General features: G+C 59.6%; 15 protein-coding genes. 7 read left to right on the top strand and 8 right to left on the bottom strand.

All coding sequences use genetic code 11. The features are described from left to right. Positions 1–85 precede the first annotated feature (85 nt). The 4 genes from AC07V4_RS18520 to AC07V4_RS18505 all read right to left on the bottom strand — a co-directional run bounded on the left by AC07V4_RS18520 (position 86) and on the right by AC07V4_RS18505 (position 4,909). A complete protein-coding gene (locus tag AC07V4_RS18520; protein WP_492637944.1) occupies positions 86–1,039 on the bottom strand; it encodes a hypothetical protein in 954 nt (317 codons plus the stop codon). A 20-nt stretch (positions 1,040–1,059) separates the two neighbouring features. Next, entirely contained in the window at positions 1,060–2,775 is a 1,716-nt protein-coding gene (locus tag AC07V4_RS18515) for a proline--tRNA ligase (protein ID WP_492637943.1), read from the bottom strand. A 195-nt stretch (positions 2,776–2,970) separates the two neighbouring features. Next, positions 2,971–4,503 carry an AmpG family muropeptide MFS transporter gene (locus AC07V4_RS18510; protein WP_492637942.1) on the bottom strand — a complete coding sequence of 511 codons (1,533 nt, stop codon included), beginning with the start codon at positions 4,501–4,503 and terminating at the stop codon, positions 2,971–2,973. Between the two features lie 43 nt (positions 4,504–4,546). After that, positions 4,547–4,909, bottom strand: a complete 363-nt coding sequence (locus AC07V4_RS18505; RefSeq protein ID WP_431749757.1) for an MGMT family protein — start codon at positions 4,907–4,909, stop codon at positions 4,547–4,549. A gap of 145 nt (positions 4,910–5,054) precedes the next feature. Here AC07V4_RS18505 and AC07V4_RS18500 point away from each other — a divergent pair, with 145 nt between their 5' ends. The 5 genes from AC07V4_RS18500 (at position 5,055) to groL (ending at position 9,680) form a co-directional block, all read left to right on the top strand. Beyond that, positions 5,055–6,062 carry a DUF481 domain-containing protein gene (locus AC07V4_RS18500; RefSeq protein WP_492637941.1) on the top strand — a complete coding sequence of 336 codons (1,008 nt, stop codon included), beginning with the start codon at positions 5,055–5,057 and terminating at the stop codon, positions 6,060–6,062. Positions 6,063–6,165: 103 nt separating this feature from the next. Beyond that, positions 6,166–6,897, top strand: a complete 732-nt coding sequence (locus AC07V4_RS18495; protein ID WP_431749755.1) for a HugZ family pyridoxamine 5'-phosphate oxidase — start codon at positions 6,166–6,168, stop codon at positions 6,895–6,897. 66 nt (positions 6,898–6,963) lie between these two features. Continuing rightward, entirely contained in the window at positions 6,964–7,440 is a 477-nt protein-coding gene (locus tag AC07V4_RS18490) for an FxsA family protein (RefSeq protein WP_053257817.1), read from the top strand. A 247-nt stretch (positions 7,441–7,687) separates the two neighbouring features. Next, positions 7,688–7,984, top strand: coding sequence for a co-chaperone GroES (locus tag AC07V4_RS18485; protein ID WP_016975516.1), 297 nt, complete (start codon positions 7,688–7,690; stop codon positions 7,982–7,984). A 49-nt stretch (positions 7,985–8,033) separates the two neighbouring features. Further along, on the top strand, positions 8,034–9,680 hold the full coding sequence (gene groL / locus AC07V4_RS18480; RefSeq protein ID WP_492637940.1) for a chaperonin GroEL: 1,647 nt from the start codon (positions 8,034–8,036) through the stop codon (positions 9,678–9,680). Positions 9,681–9,756: 76 nt separating this feature from the next. Here the strand turns inward: groL and AC07V4_RS18475 are convergent, their stop codons facing one another. The 4 genes from AC07V4_RS18475 to AC07V4_RS18460 all read right to left on the bottom strand — a co-directional run bounded on the left by AC07V4_RS18475 (position 9,757) and on the right by AC07V4_RS18460 (position 15,279). Then, complete coding sequence (locus AC07V4_RS18475; RefSeq protein WP_492637939.1) at positions 9,757–11,184, bottom strand: family 8 glycosyl hydrolase; 1,428 nt, start codon at positions 11,182–11,184, stop codon at positions 9,757–9,759. A gap of 86 nt (positions 11,185–11,270) precedes the next feature. Further along, on the bottom strand, positions 11,271–12,572 hold the full coding sequence (locus AC07V4_RS18470; RefSeq protein ID WP_492637938.1) for a sensor histidine kinase: 1,302 nt from the start codon (positions 12,570–12,572) through the stop codon (positions 11,271–11,273). After that, the gene (locus tag AC07V4_RS18465; RefSeq protein WP_431749751.1) at positions 12,562–13,260 is read right to left on the bottom strand and encodes a response regulator; all 699 of its coding nucleotides are present in this window, start codon (positions 13,258–13,260) and stop codon (positions 12,562–12,564) included. Before AC07V4_RS18465 ends, AC07V4_RS18470 begins: the two co-directional genes overlap by 11 nt. Positions 13,261–13,338: 78 nt before the next feature. Continuing rightward, positions 13,339–15,279, bottom strand: coding sequence for an LTA synthase family protein (locus tag AC07V4_RS18460; protein WP_492637937.1), 1,941 nt, complete (start codon positions 15,277–15,279; stop codon positions 13,339–13,341). A gap of 205 nt (positions 15,280–15,484) precedes the next feature. Here AC07V4_RS18460 and colR point away from each other — a divergent pair, with 205 nt between their 5' ends. Both colR and AC07V4_RS18450 read left to right on the top strand, forming a co-directional pair. Then, positions 15,485–16,168: a two-component system response regulator ColR gene (colR, locus tag AC07V4_RS18455; RefSeq protein WP_431749749.1), complete on the top strand. Its 684-nt coding sequence runs from the start codon at positions 15,485–15,487 to the stop codon at positions 16,166–16,168. Continuing rightward, the gene (locus AC07V4_RS18450) at positions 16,158–17,438 is read left to right on the top strand and encodes a sensor histidine kinase (protein WP_431749748.1); all 1,281 of its coding nucleotides are present in this window, start codon (positions 16,158–16,160) and stop codon (positions 17,436–17,438) included. The genes colR and AC07V4_RS18450 overlap by 11 nt, the downstream gene beginning before the upstream one ends. Positions 17,439–17,567: the final 129 nt, after the last annotated feature.

Raw genomic sequence — 17,567 nt, 5'->3', positions numbered from 1 at the left:
GGGCAGCCACTGTGTATGCAAGCTGGCTCACCGCTATCGCAGGCAAGCCAGCTCCCACATTTAGATTTTCAGCGGTCTAAAAATATCAGCGCGCCCCAGGATCCGCCACCAACCGCCCCGCATCCTTGGTCAGTGCCTGCAGGAATTCCTGCTGCAACTCAGGATCATTGCGGGTCAGTTCGATCAGGCTTTGTTCCAGTTCACTGGCTTCCTCTTCCAGACCCAGCTCCGACAGACGCTTGACCCGGTGCACCCATTGGTTGACTTCATCGTCTTCCAGGTCGTCGTAGATCAGGTCATGGGCTTCGAGCAACTTGCTGCGCAGGGTGTTGCTGATCGCCAGGGTCGAGTCCGAATGCACATCGTCCTGGCCATCTTCAACGCTGATCTTCAAGGTGGTGACGCGGTTCAGATCCTGCTCGGCAAATGGGCTGTCCAACAGGTTCAGGCGCAAGACGCCATCACGGTCGGTGGTCAGATCATGGGTTTGCTTGCCAGCGGTGACTTGTACCGGGCGTTCGCTCCAGGGCAGGCTCGAATACTCCAAGTGCTTGTCGCGCTGGACTTCATCGATACCCGCCAGGTTCTGTTGCGCACGGCCATGGGATTGCACGTTCATGAACGGGTTGATGCCGTCCACGCCGTAGCTCAGCCAGTCGCGGGTCATGCTGGTGGGCAAGTTGCCGAGGGCGAAGATATTCGCCACGTTGGCCCCTGCACCCGCCACCAGTGCCACGGCGCCCAAAGGCATCTCGTAGACTTTGCGCCAGGGTTGGTAGGGCGTGTAGCGGTCGTAACGACGGGTAACTTCGAACTCGGTGACCTCAAAGGTCTTTTGCTCGTGAATTCGCACCCGGCGTTGCGGCAGCTCCAGCACTTTGGGATCGCCTACATCGATCTGCAGGCTGTGATCGAGCAACTTACGCTCGATCCGTTCCTCGTGCTCACTGCGTTGCGACATCTGGTTGGCGCAGCCGCTGACCAGCAGGGCGCCGCACAAGGCGGCGCCCCCCAGGGCTCTGGTGTTTCGCTTGAACATGACTTCTCTTGATCTGGTTTTCAGCGACGAATACGCGCCTGAAGGAAAGACAGCACGTCAGCCACCGGTAACGGTTGGGCTTCGGCTTCGGTCCGGCTCTTGTATTCCAGATTGCCATCCGCCAGGCCACGGTCACTGACCACGATCCGATGCGGGATGCCAATCAGCTCCATGTCGGCGAACTTGATGCCCGGGCTGGTCTTCTTGTCCCGATCATCCAGCAGCACTTCGAAACCAGCCGCAGTCAGTTCGGCGTACAGCTTGTCAGTGGCTTCGCGTACTTGCTCGGTTTCATAGCGCAGCGGCACCAGGGCTACCTGGAACGGCGCCAGGGCGTCACTCCAGATGATGCCTTTCTCGTCGTTGTTCTGCTCGATGGCAGCGGCCACCACGCGGGAAACGCCAATGCCGTAGCAACCCATGTCCAGGGTGATCGGCTTGCCGTTCTCGCCCAGCACTTCGCACTTCATCGCCTTGCTGTACTTGTTGCCCAGCTGGAAGATGTGCCCGACTTCGATGCCGCGCTTGATTTCCAGGGTGCCTTTGCCGTCCGGGCTTGGATCACCAGCGACCACGTTACGCAGGTCGGCCACGGTCGGAACCGGCAGGTCACGCTCCCAGTTCACGCCGAAGTAGTGCTTGTCGTCGATGTTCGCGCCGATACCGAAGTCGCTCATCAGTTCGACCGAGCGGTCGATGATGATCGGCAGCGGCAGGTTCAACGGGCCAAGGGAGCCGGCACCGGCGCCAATGGCGTCGCGCAGTTCGGTATCGGTGGCCATGACCAGCGGGCTGGCCACGCCAGGTTGCTGGGCGGCCTTGATTTCGTTGAGCTCGTGGTCGCCACGGATCACCAGCGCAATCAGCTTGCCTTCTTCTTCGGCGCGCACGATCAGGGTCTTGATGGTCTTTTCAATCGGCAGATTGAATTTTTCCACCAGGGCCGCGATGGTCTTGGTATCCGGGGTGTCTACCAGGCGCAGTTCTTCAGACGGCGCTGGGCGGGAGGTTTCCCGTGGCACGGCTTCGGCTTTCTCGATGTTTGCCGCGTAGTCGGAACCGTTGCTGAACACGATATCGTCTTCGCCGGACTCGGCAAGCACGTGGAATTCGTGAGAGCCAGCACCACCGATGGAACCGTTGTCCGCTTCAACCGGGCGGAACTTCAGGCCCAGGCGCGTGAACACGTTGCAGTAGGCCTGGTGCATGCGGTCATAGGTGACCTGCAGGGAAGCCTGGTCGGCGTGGAACGAATAGGCGTCCTTCATGATGAATTCACGGCCGCGCATCAAACCGAAGCGTGGGCGGATCTCGTCACGGAACTTGGTCTGGATCTGATACAGGTTCAGCGGCAGCTGCTTGTAGCTGCTCAGCTCGTTGCGCATCAGGTCGGTGATCACTTCTTCGTGGGTCGGGCCGGCGCAGAAGTCGCGGCCATGTCGATCCTTGAAGCGCAGCAATTCAGGGCCGTACTCTTCCCAGCGCCCGGATTCCTGCCACAGCTCAGCCGGTTGGGTGCTCGGCATCAACACTTCCAGAGAGCCAGCGGCGTTCATTTCTTCGCGAACGATGGCTTCGACCTTGCGCATCACCTTCAAGCCCATGGGCAGCCAGGTGTACAGGCCGGAGGCCAGTTTGCGGATCATACCGGCGCGCAGCATCAGCTGATGGCTGATCACAACCGCGTCGGAAGGCGTTTCTTTCTGTGTGGCGAGCAAATATTGACTGGTACGCATGGTAGGCCGTTGTCGGTTGCTTGGACTTGAAATGACTCTGGATTGTACGGGCGGTTGTCGCCGGAGTACAGGCGTGAGGTCGTGGGGTGTTTTGTGTGGGAGCTGGCTTGCCTGCGATGCCGACGACGCGGAGTATCTGTTACACCGCAGCGATGCTATCGCAGGCAAGCCAGCTCCCACATTGACCGAGGTGTGTCAGTCCTCGGCGGGAGGACTCAATCGCGCCCGTCGATTTTCCTGAAACCAGTGCAACGCAATCAGGAACAACGTCGGCACGCCCAGCAGGCAGGTGATCAGGAAGAAGTTGTGATAGCCGAACTTCTCCACCATCACGCCGGAATACCCGCCAATCAGGCGCGGCAGCAACAGCATGATCGAGCTGAGCAGTGCGTATTGGGTGGCCGAGAACTTGAGGTTGGTCAGGCTCGACAGGTAGGCGACGAACGCGGAGGTGGCCAGGCCCGAGCTGAAGTTATCCAGGGAAATGGTGAATATCAGCATCTGCAGGTCCGGGCCCATGTCGGCGAGCATCACGAACAGCAGGTTGGTCGCCGCCGAGGCGACGCCGCCGATGAACAGGATCGGCAGGATGCCGAAGCGTACGATCAGCAGGCCGCCCATGCCGGCGCCGAGCAAGGTCATGATCAGGCCGAAGATCTTGCTGACCCCGGCAATCTGGTCCTTGGTGAAACCCTGGTCGATATAGAACACGTTGGCCATCACGCCCATCACCGTGTCGGACATGCGGTAGGTCGCAATCAACCCGAGCAGCAGCAGCGCCTGCCAGCGGTAGCGCAGGATAAAGTCGTTGACCGGCGTCAGCACCGGCGCCAGGCCACGGCGGCCCATGGTCGACAGGCACAGGGTGGTGAGAATGATGTACAGGATGGCGCGCAGGAACGCGCGGTCTTCCATCAATAGCTCCCACAGCGTAACGCCGTGGAACAGCACGCTGGCGAAATCGGTGTTGTACAACTGGGTGAACATCGCCGGGACCGACACCAGCAACACGATCAACACGAACACCGAGACCAGTTGGTGCATGAAGGTGTAGCGGCCGGCCTGCAGTTGGGTACGCAGTGGCACGTCGGGTTCACGCATGAACAAGGTGGTCAGCAACGCCGGGATCATCAGCACGCCGAACAGCACATAGGTGCCGGTCCAGGCCGAGTGCTTATAGTTGAAACCGGTCGAGCCGAAACCTTCGGCAAAGAACAGTGCTCCGGCCGTGGCCAGCAGGGCTGCGATGCGATAACCGGACATGTAGCTGGCGGCCAGGGCGGCCTGGCGGCTGTCGTCGGCGATTTCCAGGCGGTAGGCGTCTACGGCGATATCCTGGGTGGCCGAGGCGAAGGCCACGATCACGGCGATGGCAATCAACCAGGACAAGTGTTTTTGCGGGTCGCAGAAGCCCATGCCGATCAACCCGAGGATCACCAGCGACTGCGCAAGCACCAGCCACGAGCGACGACGCCCCAGCTTGCCGAGGAGCGGCAGGCGCCATTGGTCGAGCAGCGGCGACCAGACCCATTTAAAGGCGTAGGCCAGGCCGATCAGGCTCGCATAGCCAATGGTCTCGCGGGCCACACCGGCTTCGCGCAGCCATACGGAAAGCGTCGAGAACACCAACATGTAAGGCAAGCCGGCGGCGAAGCCGAGCAACAACAACACTAACGTCGAGGGGCTGGCATAGGCGGCGAGCGCGGCGCGCCAGGTTTTACGGGGCATGGGCTGGAGTCTGCCTCAGATTTGCGGAAACAAAGCGCGCACTCTAACCGCTGTGCTCTACCGGGCGCCAGCCATGACGCTGAATATCAACGCGATTGTTCAGGATACTGACGCCTTCGCTGCGCAAACGCGCACGTTGTTCGTCGCCTGAGGCACTGCCCACCGGCAGGCTTATCCGACCGCCGGCACCCAATACACGGTGCCAGGGCAACCGAGTGTCTTCAGGCAACTGACTCAACGTGCGCCCCACCCAGCGCGCGGCCCGGCCCAGGCCAGCCAAGTGCGCCAGTTCTCCGTAACTCACCACGCAGCCTTCAGGAACTTGCGCCAGCGTCAGGTACAGCGCGGTGCGGCGCATCTCGGCGGGGCTTTGCGGTGTATCGGCAGGTGGAATCACTGTGGGCATATCCGTTGAGATCTTCGTGGATTTGTAAGAAACGTCTGTAAACATGGCGATGAGAATTGAACTCAATATAAATCCTTGAGTCAGTCGTTGCTATCTAACACGATAACGCCCCTTTTTCGCCAACTCCCGAGTCCCGAACCTGCTTATGTTGTCCAGAACCCTGCTGTGCCTTGCTGTTTTCAGCGCCTCTACACCTTTGCTCGCCGATACCGTGTGGTTGAAGAACGGTGACCGCCTGACCGGCAAGATCAAAGTCTTCGACGGCGGCAAGCTGCTGATCCAGACGGACTACGCGGGCTCGATCCCGGTGGATTGGAAGCAGGTGAAAACCCTGGAGAGCGATCAGGAGCTGCTGGTCAAGCAGGATGCCTACACCGGCGAGAAAGCCAAATCGCTGAAAGCTGCGGACGACGGCAAGGTCGTCCTGGCCAACGGCGAAGCGCCCAAGACCGTGGAACTGGCGAGTATCCAGCAGATCATCAAGCCCAAGCCAGTCATCGAAGACCTGGTGTGGAAGGGCAACGTCGATTTGGCACTGGACTACAAACGTGCCGACAAAGACACCAACGACTACGACATCGACTTCAAGACCACCGCCCGTCATGGTCAATGGCGCCATACAGCGAAGGGGGAGTACAACCGCGAGTTCCAGGATGACGTCACCACCACTGACAACTGGGCGCTGGAATATGACCTGGACCGCTTCATCACCGAACACTGGTTCTGGCAGGGTCGCCTGACCTACAAGCGTGACAAAGTGGAAGACCTGTCCCGCCAGCGCACCGTGGGCACCGGCCCGGGCTACCAGTTCTGGGATGATGAACTGGGGGCGTTCTCCCTCGGGTCGCTGGTCAACCGTACCGATTACGAATATGAATCCGGTGGCAAGGACAACTTCTATTCCCTGGCCATGAAGTGGAACTACAACCGCTACTTGGTTGGCAAGACCGTTGAGTTCTTCACCAACGGTGAACTCGGCAAACCACTGGCCGGGCCATCCGAATACTCCCTGGATGCGGAAATGGGCTTACGCTACAAAGTGACCGAATGGGCATCGCTCAACCTCAAGGCCGAGCGCGACATCATCAGCGGCAACTCGGAAAGCAGCTTGAGCAAGACACGCTACACCGCTGGGTTTGGCGTGGCCTGGTAAAACCTGCACCAGGCGCTCTGGCAACCTGCGCGGATATTGATTACCTTGTGTTGAGATCCATTCCCATATGCTATGGGCGGCTGAATACCCGAGGAGTCATACGTTGAGCGCGCATGTTGCCAAGAACGCCCGAGAGCTGTTGCTCAAGGAATACCGTGGGGCTCTCTCCACACTGTCCAAAGCCATGCCTGGCTTTCCCTTCGGTTCAGTCGTGCCTTATTGCCTGGACGACCAGGGCCGGCCGCTGATCCTGATCAGCCGCATTGCGCAGCACACCCATAACCTGCAAAAAGACCCGAAGTGCTCGCTGTTGGTCGGTGAGCGTGAGGCTGATGATGTGCAGGCAGTCGGACGCCTGACCTATCTGGCCGAAGCCGAGAAACTGGACGATCAAGCGGCAATTGATGCAGCCGCTGAGCGTTATTACCGCTACTTCCCCGACTCCGCCAACTACCACAAAGCCCATGATTTCGATTTCTGGGTACTCAAGCCGGTGCGCCACCGTTACATCGGCGGGTTTGGCGCGATTCACTGGGTCGACCAGTTGACCCTGGCCAACCCATTCGCCGGCAAAGCTGAGCGCAGTATGATCGAGCACATGAACAGCGATCACACCAAGGCTATCGCCCATTACGTCGACCTAACCGGTTTGCCAACCTCCGAGCCCGCACAGTTGGCCGGTATCGACAGCGAAGGCATGCACCTGCGTATAGGCCAATCCTTATATTGGTTGCCGTTTGCGGAGTCTTGCAACACGCCGACACAAGTGCGCGAAGCCTTGGTTTCACTGGCCCACGCCGAGGTGTGGCCGAAAAAAGCCGCGGCCAACGCTTGAATTCACGAAATGGCGACGTCATCTAAGGTGGACTAGCAAGGCATTCTTGCGTTGAGGAACCATTTGATGCGCCCTTTTTTATTGCTCTTTCTTCTGTTCCCGGTGTTGGAGCTGTTCGTATTCGTTCAAGTCAGCAGCGCGATCGGGTTTTTCCCGGCACTGTTGCTGATTATCGCCGGTTCGATGCTTGGCGTTCTGGTACTGCGCGTCGCTGGCCTGGCCACGGCCCTGCGTGCCCGTGAAAGCCTGAATCGCGGCGAATTGCCGGCCCAGACCATGCTCGAAGGCTTGATGATGGCCCTGGCCGGTGGCCTGTTGATCCTGCCGGGTTTCATCAGCGATGTGGTCGGCCTGGTCATGCTGCTGCCGTTCACTCGCAAACTGCTGGCCGGCAAGATGCGCCAGCGCGCCGAAGAGGCTGCGATTCGCCAGCGAGCCTTCGCCGATGACCTACAACCCCGTGGCGGTCCGGCTCCGCGCCAGCCCCTGGGGCGCGAGGGTGATGTGATCGAAGGCGAGTTCGAACACCGCGACTCCAAATAACCGCTTTATTGGCACGGCACCTTCGGGTGCCGTGTTGCTTATACCCCGCCGTAGACACAAAAAATTTCCTTTGCGGCCCCTTGTAATAAGCATATGCGCCCTTATGTAACGGTCACCGCAAGGTTTCTGGTGGCGACACCAGACAGACTTCCGCGTCTTGCTTGGCGAGCCGCGACCGGCACAGCCGGAATACAACCCGCCGGTACTGACACCGGCCGATGAAAAACACAATTAGGAGAGATCGACAATGAGCAAGCTTCGTCCTCTGCACGACCGCGTCGTAATCCGTCGCAGCGAAGAAGAAAAGAAAACCGCTGGCGGTATCGTTCTGCCAGGTTCGGCTGCTGAAAAAGCCAACCACGGTGTGATCGTCGCTGCAGGCCCAGGCAAGACTCTGGAAAACGGTGAAGTACGTGCGCTGGCCGTTAAAGTCGGTGACAAGGTTGTATTTGGCCCTTACTCCGGCAGCAACACTGTGAAAGTCGACGGCGAAGACCTGCTGGTCATGGCTGAGAACGAGATTCTCGCCGTACTGGAAGCGTAATTCCCCGCTCATTTTCCCGTTACTTCAAAGTATTTAAGGATTATCGATCATGGCTGCTAAAGAAGTTAAATTCGGCGATTCCGCCCGCAAGAAAATGCTCGTTGGTGTCAACGTCCTGGCTGACGCGGTAAAAGCGACCCTGGGCCCGAAAGGCCGTAACGTGATCATCGAGAAGAGCTTCGGCGCTCCGACCATCACCAAGGACGGCGTTTCCGTCGCCAAAGAAATCGAACTGGAAGACCGTTTCGAAAACATGGGCGCGCAGCTGGTCAAAGACGTTGCCTCCCGTGCCAACGATGACGCAGGCGACGGCACCACCACCGCGACCGTTCTGGCTCAGTCGATTGTCAACGAAGGCCTGAAAGCCGTCGCTGCCGGCATGAACCCGATGGACCTGAAACGCGGCATCGACAAGGCGACCATCGCCATCGTCAAAGAGCTGAAAAACCTGTCCAAGCCATGCGCTGACACCAAGGCTATCGCTCAGGTAGGCACCATCTCCGCCAACTCCGACAACTCCATCGGCGACATCATTGCCGAAGCCATGGAAAAAGTCGGTAAAGAAGGCGTGATCACCGTTGAAGAAGGCACTGGCCTGGAAAACGAACTGTCGGTTGTAGAAGGCATGCAGTTCGACCGTGGCTACCTGTCCCCGTACTTCGTCAACAAGCCAGAAACCATGGTTGCCGAGCTGGACAGCCCGCTGATCCTGCTGGTCGACAAAAAGATCTCCAACATCCGCGAAATGCTGCCAGTGCTGGAAGCCGTTGCCAAAGCCGGCCGTCCACTGCTGATCGTTTCCGAAGACGTTGAAGGCGAAGCCCTGGCGACGCTGGTTGTGAACAACATGCGTGGCATCGTTAAAGTCGCAGCCGTCAAGGCTCCAGGCTTCGGCGACCGTCGCAAAGCCATGCTGCAGGACATCGCAGTTCTGACCGGCGGTACCGTTATCTCCGAAGAGATCGGCCTGAGCCTGGAAAGCGCCACCCTGGAAAACCTGGGCAGCGCCAAGCGCGTCACCATCTCCAAAGAAAACACCATCATCGTTGACGGTGCTGGCGTTGAGCAGGACATCCAGGCTCGTATCACTCAGATCCGCGCCCAGGTTGCCGAAACTTCCTCGGACTACGACCGTGAAAAACTGCAAGAGCGTCTGGCCAAGCTGTCCGGCGGTGTTGCAGTGATCAAGGTTGGCGCTGGCTCCGAAGTCGAAATGAAAGAGAAGAAAGCCCGCGTTGAAGACGCCCTGCACGCTACCCGTGCAGCCGTTGAAGAAGGCGTGGTACCTGGCGGTGGCGTTGCGCTGATCCGTGCTCTGGAAGCTCTGGTTGATCTGAAAGGCGACAATGCTGATCAGAACGTCGGTATTGCTGTACTGCGTCGCGCCGTTGAATCCCCACTGCGTCAGATCGCTTCCAACTCTGGCGACGAGCCAAGTGTTGTGGTCAACGAAGTGAAGAACGGCAAAGGTAACTACGGTTACAACGCTGCAACCAGCGAATACGGCGACATGGTTGAAATGGGCATCCTGGACCCAACCAAAGTGACCCGTTCGGCGTTGCAAGCAGCCGCTTCGATCGCTGGTCTGCTGTTGACCACCGAAGTTGCGATTGCCGACAAGCCGAAGGCTGAAGGCGCAGCTGGCGGCGGTATGCCAGACATGGGCGGCATGGGTGGCATGGGCGGCATGATGTAAGCCAGCCTTACCCTGCACCTGAAAAACCCCGCCTGCAGTGATGCAGGCGGGGTTTTTTTATGGGGGTGTTCATGGCTCAGCCGATTGAGCGGCGCCGTAACAGCTTCTTGAACATGAAGCCGCGTGCCAAGGTCAGTTGGGCACTCGGCATAAGTGCCAAGGGTTGCGATACAGCTTGGTCGAGTGGCTGATGAACAGGCAGGTGCGCGGTCCTTTTGGTGGGTGCAGGCCTGGGCCGCTCCCAGTGGCCGGACATGACCACCATGCCCAGCAACTTGAGTGTATTGGCGTAGTAGTCATGGGCCTTGAGCGGGCGGTGTTGCAAATTGTCCCAGATGTTATTGAGCCAGGGTTGATTGCCGGGGCTGATCATGGCGCTGACCCCCAAGGCGGAGATAAACGCCGGATCATTCTGGTCTTCGTCGAACGTGCTGCCGTCGACCCGATAGCCGTTGTTGAACCGGTCTGGCTGATCGCCCGTGGTGGCGCGTGCCCACTGGTTGAAGGTGGTCAAGGTGTCCAGTGCGCGTGCGTCGCCATACATCAGGTAGTCCAGGCCGACGCGCCACGGATAGCGCGCCGCATTCCAGGCGTAATCGCCATCGTTTTTACCCTCCAACAGGTCGGCGCGGGCCGGCGTAATCGACGTATCCAGATGGCTGACAAAGTCGGGCAGCAGGGCGCTGCCCGCGCTGTAACGCTCAGTGAACGTGTTGATGATCGAGTAGGTCTTGTCGCGAACGGCCAACCAGCGTTTATCCCCTGTCATCGCAAAAAAACTGTTGAGGTGCGACTGCATGAAGTCCGAGCTGCGGGTGGCATATTCGAGTTCGGAATCGCCGTCGGTGCCTGCCCAGTCACCCAGCAGCAGATGATGGGTTCGCGGGTGTACCTCATGGTGCATGATCGCCGCCAGCACTTGATTGGCTTGGCTGCGGTAGTCAATCGCACCTTGGCTGCCCCAGGCCTGGTCTGCCAGCAATAGGGCGTAGGCGATATCCAGGTCACCGTCAGTGGCGCTGGCGTTGCCACGGAACTTGCCCGTGGAATTGCCGCAGCCTTCGACCTGATTCCAGGCCATCAGCCCGGGGTCGGATTTGGCCGGATGGTCTTTGAAGTAGCGCACCATACCGTCAAAAATCTTCTGCGCGTCCGGGTCTTGCTCGGCCATCATCACGCTGAGCAACATGCCATAGCCGTGGGCTTCGGACACGGTAATGGTGTGCGGGGCCGTGCCGCCGCCCACCGGTTTGCCGTCGGCGTTGACCTTAATGAAATAGCGGTCGTTGCCACACTCGGTGGACAGGTAAAGCGCCTTCCATTCCTTGTAGAACCGGGTCAGTTGCTGGTCCATGACTGCCTGGGACAGGTGGTTGGGCTTGATCGAGCCGGCGTGATAGGGCGCCGCCTGGTTAAAAGCCCAGGCATCGCTGGCCAGCAATGCGTTGGCGGCAATGCACAATGACCCCATCAGCCTGGGCAGATGTTTTTTCGGGGGACGCATTAACGGGCTCTCCAACCTGGAATTCAGGTGGCGAGGTTACGGGCGATGCGAACTGTTCGCTGTCACAGGCTGTAACACGCGATGGGCTATAGAGGTGGGCGCAGCGGCAGGATCAGGCTCAGGCGTGCGCCACCCAGCGGGCTGCGGGCCACCGAGAGTTCGCCGCGGTGCCACTGGGTCGCCCGTTTAGCCAGCGCCAGGCCAAGGCCGAAGCCGCCTGGCGCATCGCCGCCCATGGCCAGCCGTACGAAGGGTTCGAAGATTTTTTCGCGGTTCTCCGCCACGATCCCTGGGCCGTCATCATCGACATGCAGGATCAGGTGGTGTTGGTCGTGGTAGGCCGCGCTGACACACACCTGGTCGCGGGCGTAGGTGATGGCGTTGCTCAACAGGTTGCGCACAATCAGGTGCAGCAGTGCACGGTCGCCGATCAGTTCCAGCTCCGGTGGGTCGGTCTCCAGGCTCAGGCGGCGTTGATGTCCATCCAGCAAAGCAAATTCCTGATGCAGCCACTCGCGGATGCGGATGGGCTCGTGGTGCAGGTCTGACGGAGAACCGGCCATTCGCGCGAAAGCCAGGCTGGCACGCACCAAGGCTTCCAGTTCTTCGACGTCGGTCAGCAAGCGCTCCTGAAGTCGGGTACGCGTGGGCGGGTCTTCACTTTTGCCCAGCAGGGTCAAGGCAAAGCGCATGCGCGCCAGGGGCGTGCGCAGTTCATGGGACACGGCCTGGGAGACTTCGCGGTGGCGTTCGCCCATGGCGCTGATGTCCTGGGCATGTTGTTGCAGCGTCTGCAGCAGTGGCGCCCATTCCTTGCCCATGGCGGGCAACATCACATTGGGCGTGTGCGCCAGCGTGCCCAGGCAGGCATTGAGCCGGCTCAGTTCGATGGTGCGCCGGTGGTGCGCGCGTAAGCCGACCCAGAGCAGCAATAGCACCGGCAGGCCGGCGACGCCTGCCGTTATCCAGTAAATGGGAAACTTCAGCAGGTCATCGACCTCAGCCGTGCCCCACATGGGGCCGAATTGGATCACGGTGTCGTCGTCCAACGGGAAGTAGGTGATGTCTTCGTCGCTATTGAGCGCCGGCTGTTGATGTTCCAGCATGACCAAGGCTTCTGGCGGCAGCTCGACCTCATCCAGCGTGACCAGCGCCACGGGGTACTGGAAATGTGCACGCAGGGTGTCCATGCGCGCTTCACGTTGGTCGGCCGGCAAGGCTTTGAGCTGCTCGGCCACCAGATAGCCTGGCCCTGCCATCAAGCGCAAAAAACTGTCTTCACCGACAAACACCGAGGCGTTGGCGCACAGCCACAATAGATAACACGTCAAGGTCGCCCAAGCTGTGCCCGCCACGACGGCCATCCAAGGACGCACTTTAGACAGCATCTTGGCCGCCCTGTGGGATTTCGACAAACAGATAGCCTTGGGCCGTGATGGTCTGGATGGTCACCGGGCAGGCCAGGTTCATCAGTTTTTTACGCAGGCGCGACACGCGCATATCTATGGAGCGGTTGAGCCCGTCGTACTCCAGGCCGCGTAGGCTCTGGAGCAGTTTTTCCCGGGTCAGCAACACGCCGCAATGGCGGGCGAAAATCGCCAGCAATTCGAACTCGGCCACCGAAAACTGCAAAGGGGTGTCTTTGAGCCAAGCGAAATGGCTGTTCAGGTCCAAGCGGAAACTGCCCCATTGGTAAGTGGCGCGGGGTGCTTGCGGGTGGCGGCGCAGCAGCGAGCGAATACGCGCCAGCAACAGCAGTGGGTCGACGGGTTTGACCACATAGTCGTCCGCACCGACATTGAAGCCGGTCAATTGTTCGGCGTTTTCATCCAGTGCGGTCATCATCAGAATCAGCCCGGGGTACTGGCTGCGAATTTGTCGGCACAGAGTGAAACCGTCTATACCCGGCAACATCACGTCCAGGATCAACAGGGCCGGCTGTTCGTCGAGAATGCGCTGGGCGGCTCGATCGCCACGGTGCTCCACCGCGACGGTAAAACCTTCGGCGCGCAGGAACTCGGCCGTCAGTGCAGCCAGTGGGCGGTCGTCTTCAATCAGCAGGAGGGTGTCGGACATGAAATGGGGCCGTCGCCGGAGCAAGGCCGCAAGTGTTACGCCCTTGCCTGGGGGGAGGCAAGGGCGCAGCAGGATTTATCAGTGGGCCGGTGTTGCGTCCTTGGGCGCTTTCCAGCTCAACAGCTGCTGGGTGTAACCGTAGCTGGCGGCTTGATAGTAGGTGATGGCCCGCTGGATCAACGGGTCATCGCTGCCGACGCGCAACTCCTGGCTCTCACCCAGGGCTTGATCGTGACGACGCAAGCCTTGGCGCGGGCTGAGGATTGCCAGGTCCTTGCCGTCAAACAACCCCAGGTGCTGGTAGTTACCGACCACCACGCGCGGTGGCAGCGAGTTGTCCTGTAGCAGGTTGCGACCGAAGAAGGTCGACTCGTAGCTCAGGTTGAGCAGGCCCAACAGGGTCGGCGCCAAGTCGATCTGGCTGGCCAGTTGCGCGGTTTCCCGTGCCTCGATCAGCTTCGGTGCGTAGATAAACAGCGGGATCTGGTAATTGGTGATCGGCAGGTCTTCCTTGCCCGCACTGCCCGCCGTGTGGTCGGCGACGAACACGAAGATCGTGTTATCGAACCATGGCTTCTGGCGTGCGGCTTCGAGGAACTGGCCGATGGCGTGGTCGGTGTATTTGACGGCACCGTCGCGGCCCTTGCCGGATTTGATATCTATCCGCCCGTCCGGGTAGGTGTAAGGGCGATGGTTGGACGTGGTCATCAATTGCAGCAAAAACGGCTGCTGTTTGGCGTAGTCGGCATCGGCCAGTTTCAGCGTCTGGCGGTAGAGATCTTCGTCGGCCATGCCCCAGGCGTTTTTGAACGAGATTTCCGATTCGGGCACGCTGCTCTGGTCCACGACTCGATAACCGTTGCCGCTGAAGAAGGCGTTCATATTGTCGAAGTAACCGCGCCCGCCGTAGACAAACACGCTGTCGTAGCCAATGGCACTGAGCTGTTGGCCCAGGCTGGCAAAGCCGCTTTCCCGGCCGATGCGCTTGACGATCGAGCGCCCAGGCGTCGGTGGAATGGCCAGGGTGATAGCTTCCAGGCCACGGTCGGTACGTGTGCCGGTGGCGTAGAAGTTATTGAAGTACAGGCTTTGTTGGCGCAGCGCATCGAGGTTAGGCGTGAGGTTGCGCCCATCACCGTTGCTGCCCATGTATTTGGCGCTGAAGCTTTCGATGGTCACCAGTACGATATTGGGTTTGCGCAAGGTGCCGGGGTTATCGATGGCACGGCGGATATCCAGCGGGTCTTTGCCGACAAACCGCGCGTTGGGCTCGCTCAGTTCCGCACGCAACTGTTTGGTAACGACCTCGGTGGGCAGGCTTGTGTAGAACTGCGTGTAGTCCAGCTCGTTGTTCCGGAACGCTGCGAAGAACTGATAAGGGCCATTACTGGCCAGTTCGTTCTTGTAGGCATTGCCACCTTGGGTGCGCGGGCTGTCCTGGCTGATCAGTTGCAAGCTGAGGCCGGCGACGATCAACAGGCTCAAGGCACTCAGCAAGCGGCCGCGCATTGGCGGCAACGGGGCATTCAACGCGGCGTTGAACGGTTTGCGCAGCGCCACGCTCAGTACCACGGCCAGCATCGCCAACAGGCTGAGCAGCTTGCCGATCGGGTAAGACTCCAGCACGTTGTTCAACACCTCGTCGGAATACACCAGGTAATCCACGGCGATAAAGTTGAAGCGCACACCAAACTCGTCCCAGAACAGCCATTCGGCCACCGAGGTAAACAGCATGGCGAACAGGCTGACCGTCAGCACCCCTTGCAGGAACCAGCGATGGCCGCGGCGGCGCCACAAACCCGGTGGGCACAGCAGCAAATACAGGCCCAGCGGCAAGGCTGCATAGGTCAGGAAGCCCAAGTCGTACAGCAAACCCACGCCAAACACCGGCAGCAGGTTGCCATCGACTTCGTTAAGGTGCGTCAGCAGCAGGACGCTGCGGGTGAGCAGGAAAATAACCAGCCACGCGCCCGTGACGAGCAGCAGATAGCGCATAGGCGCTGTTTTGAGAAACCCCATGTCCAGAGTAATCCTTATATCGATGGGTGATGATCTTCGGCTCTGCGTTGTCGTCAGTGCGTGAAGCTATAGTGAAAAACTCATTAGATCATAAAGCTGGTTGAAATCATTAATCGATGAGCCGCTCAGGTCTATCCCTGCGCCCCACTTGGCCTTAAGCTGCGCGAGCCAACAAGGCTGGCACGACAGTACGGAGACATTGCCCATGCGAATTTTATTGGTTGAAGACAACCGCGATATTCTGGCCAACCTGGCGGACTACCTGGGGCTCAAGGGCTATACCGTTGACTGCGCGCAGGATGGTTTGTCGGGCTTGCACCTGGCGGCGACCGAGCATTACGACCTGATCGTGCTCGACATCATGCTGCCTGGCATCGATGGCTACACCTTGTGCAAGCGCCTGCGCGAAGACGCACGCCGTGACACACCGGTGATTATGCTCACCGCTCGCGATCAATTGGATGACCGGCTGCAGGGCTTCAAGTCCGGCGCCGATGATTACCTGCTCAAGCCGTTTGCCTTGTCCGAATTGGCAGCACGCATTGAAGCCGTGCTGCGCCGTGCCCAGGGCGGTGGCCGTCGCGCCCTGCAGGTGGGCGATTTGCACTACGACCTGGATACCCTGGAAGTCACCCGCGAAGGGCGCCTGCTCAAGCTCAACCCGGTCGGCCTGAAACTGTTGGCGGTGCTGATGCAGAAAAGCCCGCATGTGTTGCGCCGGGAAATTCTCGAAGAAGCGCTGTGGGGCGATGACTGTCCGGACAGCGACAGCCTGCGCAGCCACGTTCACCAGTTGCGCCAAGTGATCGATAAACCTTTCTCCAAGCCATTGCTGCAAACGGTGCACGGTGTGGGTTATCGCCTGGCCGAGGGCCGTGATGGAGTTTAAGCAAAGCCTTGCCCAGCGGATCATCATCGCCTTTGCCTTGATGAGCGCGTTGGTGGCAGGGGCTTTCGCCATGGGCATTGTTGCGACCGTGCACCTAGTGGAAGAGAAGTTGATCTCGGCGGGCCTGGGCGGCGATCTGCAACGGCTGCTGTTGATGGACAGTGTCGAAGACTGGAGCCACCGGCCGGAGCCGGACCAGCTGTTCTATTTCAGCGGCGGGCGCGGCGATTTCGAACTGCCCAAGGATTTGCGGCACCTGGACCCGGGCTTTCATGAGGTGTTCCGCGAGTCGCTGTCGTATCACGCCATGGTCGAAGTGGTCGACGGCCGGCGTTATGTGCTGTTGCAAGACCAGAGCGATTTTGAAGAGCGTGAGCGCGTGTTGTTTGCCGTGGTGCTGGTAGGGTTCGTACTCAGCCTGGCGCTGGCGGTGTTCCTCGGTTGGGTCCTGGCGCGCAAGGTGATGGCTCCGGTGGTGCGTCTGGCCCGCCAGGTTCGTCATCGTGACCAGTTGCTTGGCCTCGCGCCGCCATTGGCCCCGGATTATGCGGCCGATGAAGTGGGCGAGCTGGCCGTGGCTTTCGATGCCACACTCGGTCGCTTGCGTCAGGCGTTGTCCCGTGAGCAATTGTTTACCAGCGACGTGAGCCATGAATTGCGCACCCCCCTGATGGTGCTGGCCAGTTCTTGCGAACTGTTGCTGGAGAACCCGGCCATTGATCAGCGCGGCCGTGCCCAGGTCGAGCGTATTGCCCGTGCCAGTGAAGAAATGCGTGAACTGGTGCAAACCTTCCTGATGCTGGCCCGCGCCAAGCATGATGATGCGGCCATGTCGCCGCAGGTCAACCTCACGCAGGTGGCCGATGACTTGCTCGGTATCTGGCGCGAACCCATCGAGCAAAAAGGCCTGGAGTTGATTTACCTGCCGGGCAACCCCTTGGCTACCCGCTACAACACCACGTTCTTGCATGCAGTGATGGGCAACCTGTTGCGCAACGCTCTGCATTACACCGAACAAGGGTTTATCCGCCTCACCCTGGAGCCGAGCGGGTTCATTGTCGAAGACTCCGGCGTCGGCATTCCAGAGGACAAGCGCGAGGCAATGTTCGAGCCTTTTGTGCGTGGCAGTGAAAAGCGCGGCGAGGGACTGGGGCTGGGCTTGTCGCTGGTGCAACGCATCTGCGAGAGCCAGGGCTGGAGCGTCAGCCTGAGCACCATGGAGCCCAATGGTTGCCGCTTTCATGTCGAGTTGAGCCAGGTCAAACCTTGACCCTCCCGCCTGCCGCTATGCTGCGGCAGTTTCCGTGTTTTTCGGCGAAGATGGCCCGATGATATCGTTTGTGTCTGTAAAGTCTTGAAATGTATGGGGTTGGACAGGACAAGTTTTTCACAATGGGTT

The sequence above is a fragment of the Pseudomonas sp. GW821-FHT03A09 genome, assembly GCF_059421065.1.
Note: the sequence above shows the minus strand (reverse complement) of the source record. Positions and strands in the feature narration are given on the sequence as shown.

Coding starts and splice junctions, on each gene's coding strand:
- groL (WP_492637940.1), top strand. CDS start 8,034: ATGGCTGCTAAAGAAGTTAAATTCGGCGATTCCGCCCGCAAGAAAATG.
- AC07V4_RS18520 (WP_492637944.1), bottom strand. CDS start 1,039: ATGTTCAAGCGAAACACCAGAGCCCTGGGGGGCGCCGCCTTGTGCGGC.
- AC07V4_RS18450 (WP_431749748.1), top strand. CDS start 16,158: ATGGAGTTTAAGCAAAGCCTTGCCCAGCGGATCATCATCGCCTTTGCC.
- colR (WP_431749749.1), top strand. CDS start 15,485: ATGCGAATTTTATTGGTTGAAGACAACCGCGATATTCTGGCCAACCTG.
- AC07V4_RS18460 (WP_492637937.1), bottom strand. CDS start 15,279: ATGGGGTTTCTCAAAACAGCGCCTATGCGCTATCTGCTGCTCGTCACG.
- AC07V4_RS18515 (WP_492637943.1), bottom strand. CDS start 2,775: ATGCGTACCAGTCAATATTTGCTCGCCACACAGAAAGAAACGCCTTCC.
- AC07V4_RS18485 (WP_016975516.1), top strand. CDS start 7,688: ATGAGCAAGCTTCGTCCTCTGCACGACCGCGTCGTAATCCGTCGCAGC.
- AC07V4_RS18505 (WP_431749757.1), bottom strand. CDS start 4,909: ATGCCCACAGTGATTCCACCTGCCGATACACCGCAAAGCCCCGCCGAG.
- AC07V4_RS18500 (WP_492637941.1), top strand. CDS start 5,055: ATGTTGTCCAGAACCCTGCTGTGCCTTGCTGTTTTCAGCGCCTCTACA.
- AC07V4_RS18510 (WP_492637942.1), bottom strand. CDS start 4,503: ATGCCCCGTAAAACCTGGCGCGCCGCGCTCGCCGCCTATGCCAGCCCC.
- AC07V4_RS18490 (WP_053257817.1), top strand. CDS start 6,964: ATGCGCCCTTTTTTATTGCTCTTTCTTCTGTTCCCGGTGTTGGAGCTG.
- AC07V4_RS18475 (WP_492637939.1), bottom strand. CDS start 11,184: ATGCGTCCCCCGAAAAAACATCTGCCCAGGCTGATGGGGTCATTGTGC.
- AC07V4_RS18465 (WP_431749751.1), bottom strand. CDS start 13,260: ATGTCCGACACCCTCCTGCTGATTGAAGACGACCGCCCACTGGCTGCA.
- AC07V4_RS18470 (WP_492637938.1), bottom strand. CDS start 12,572: ATGCTGTCTAAAGTGCGTCCTTGGATGGCCGTCGTGGCGGGCACAGCT.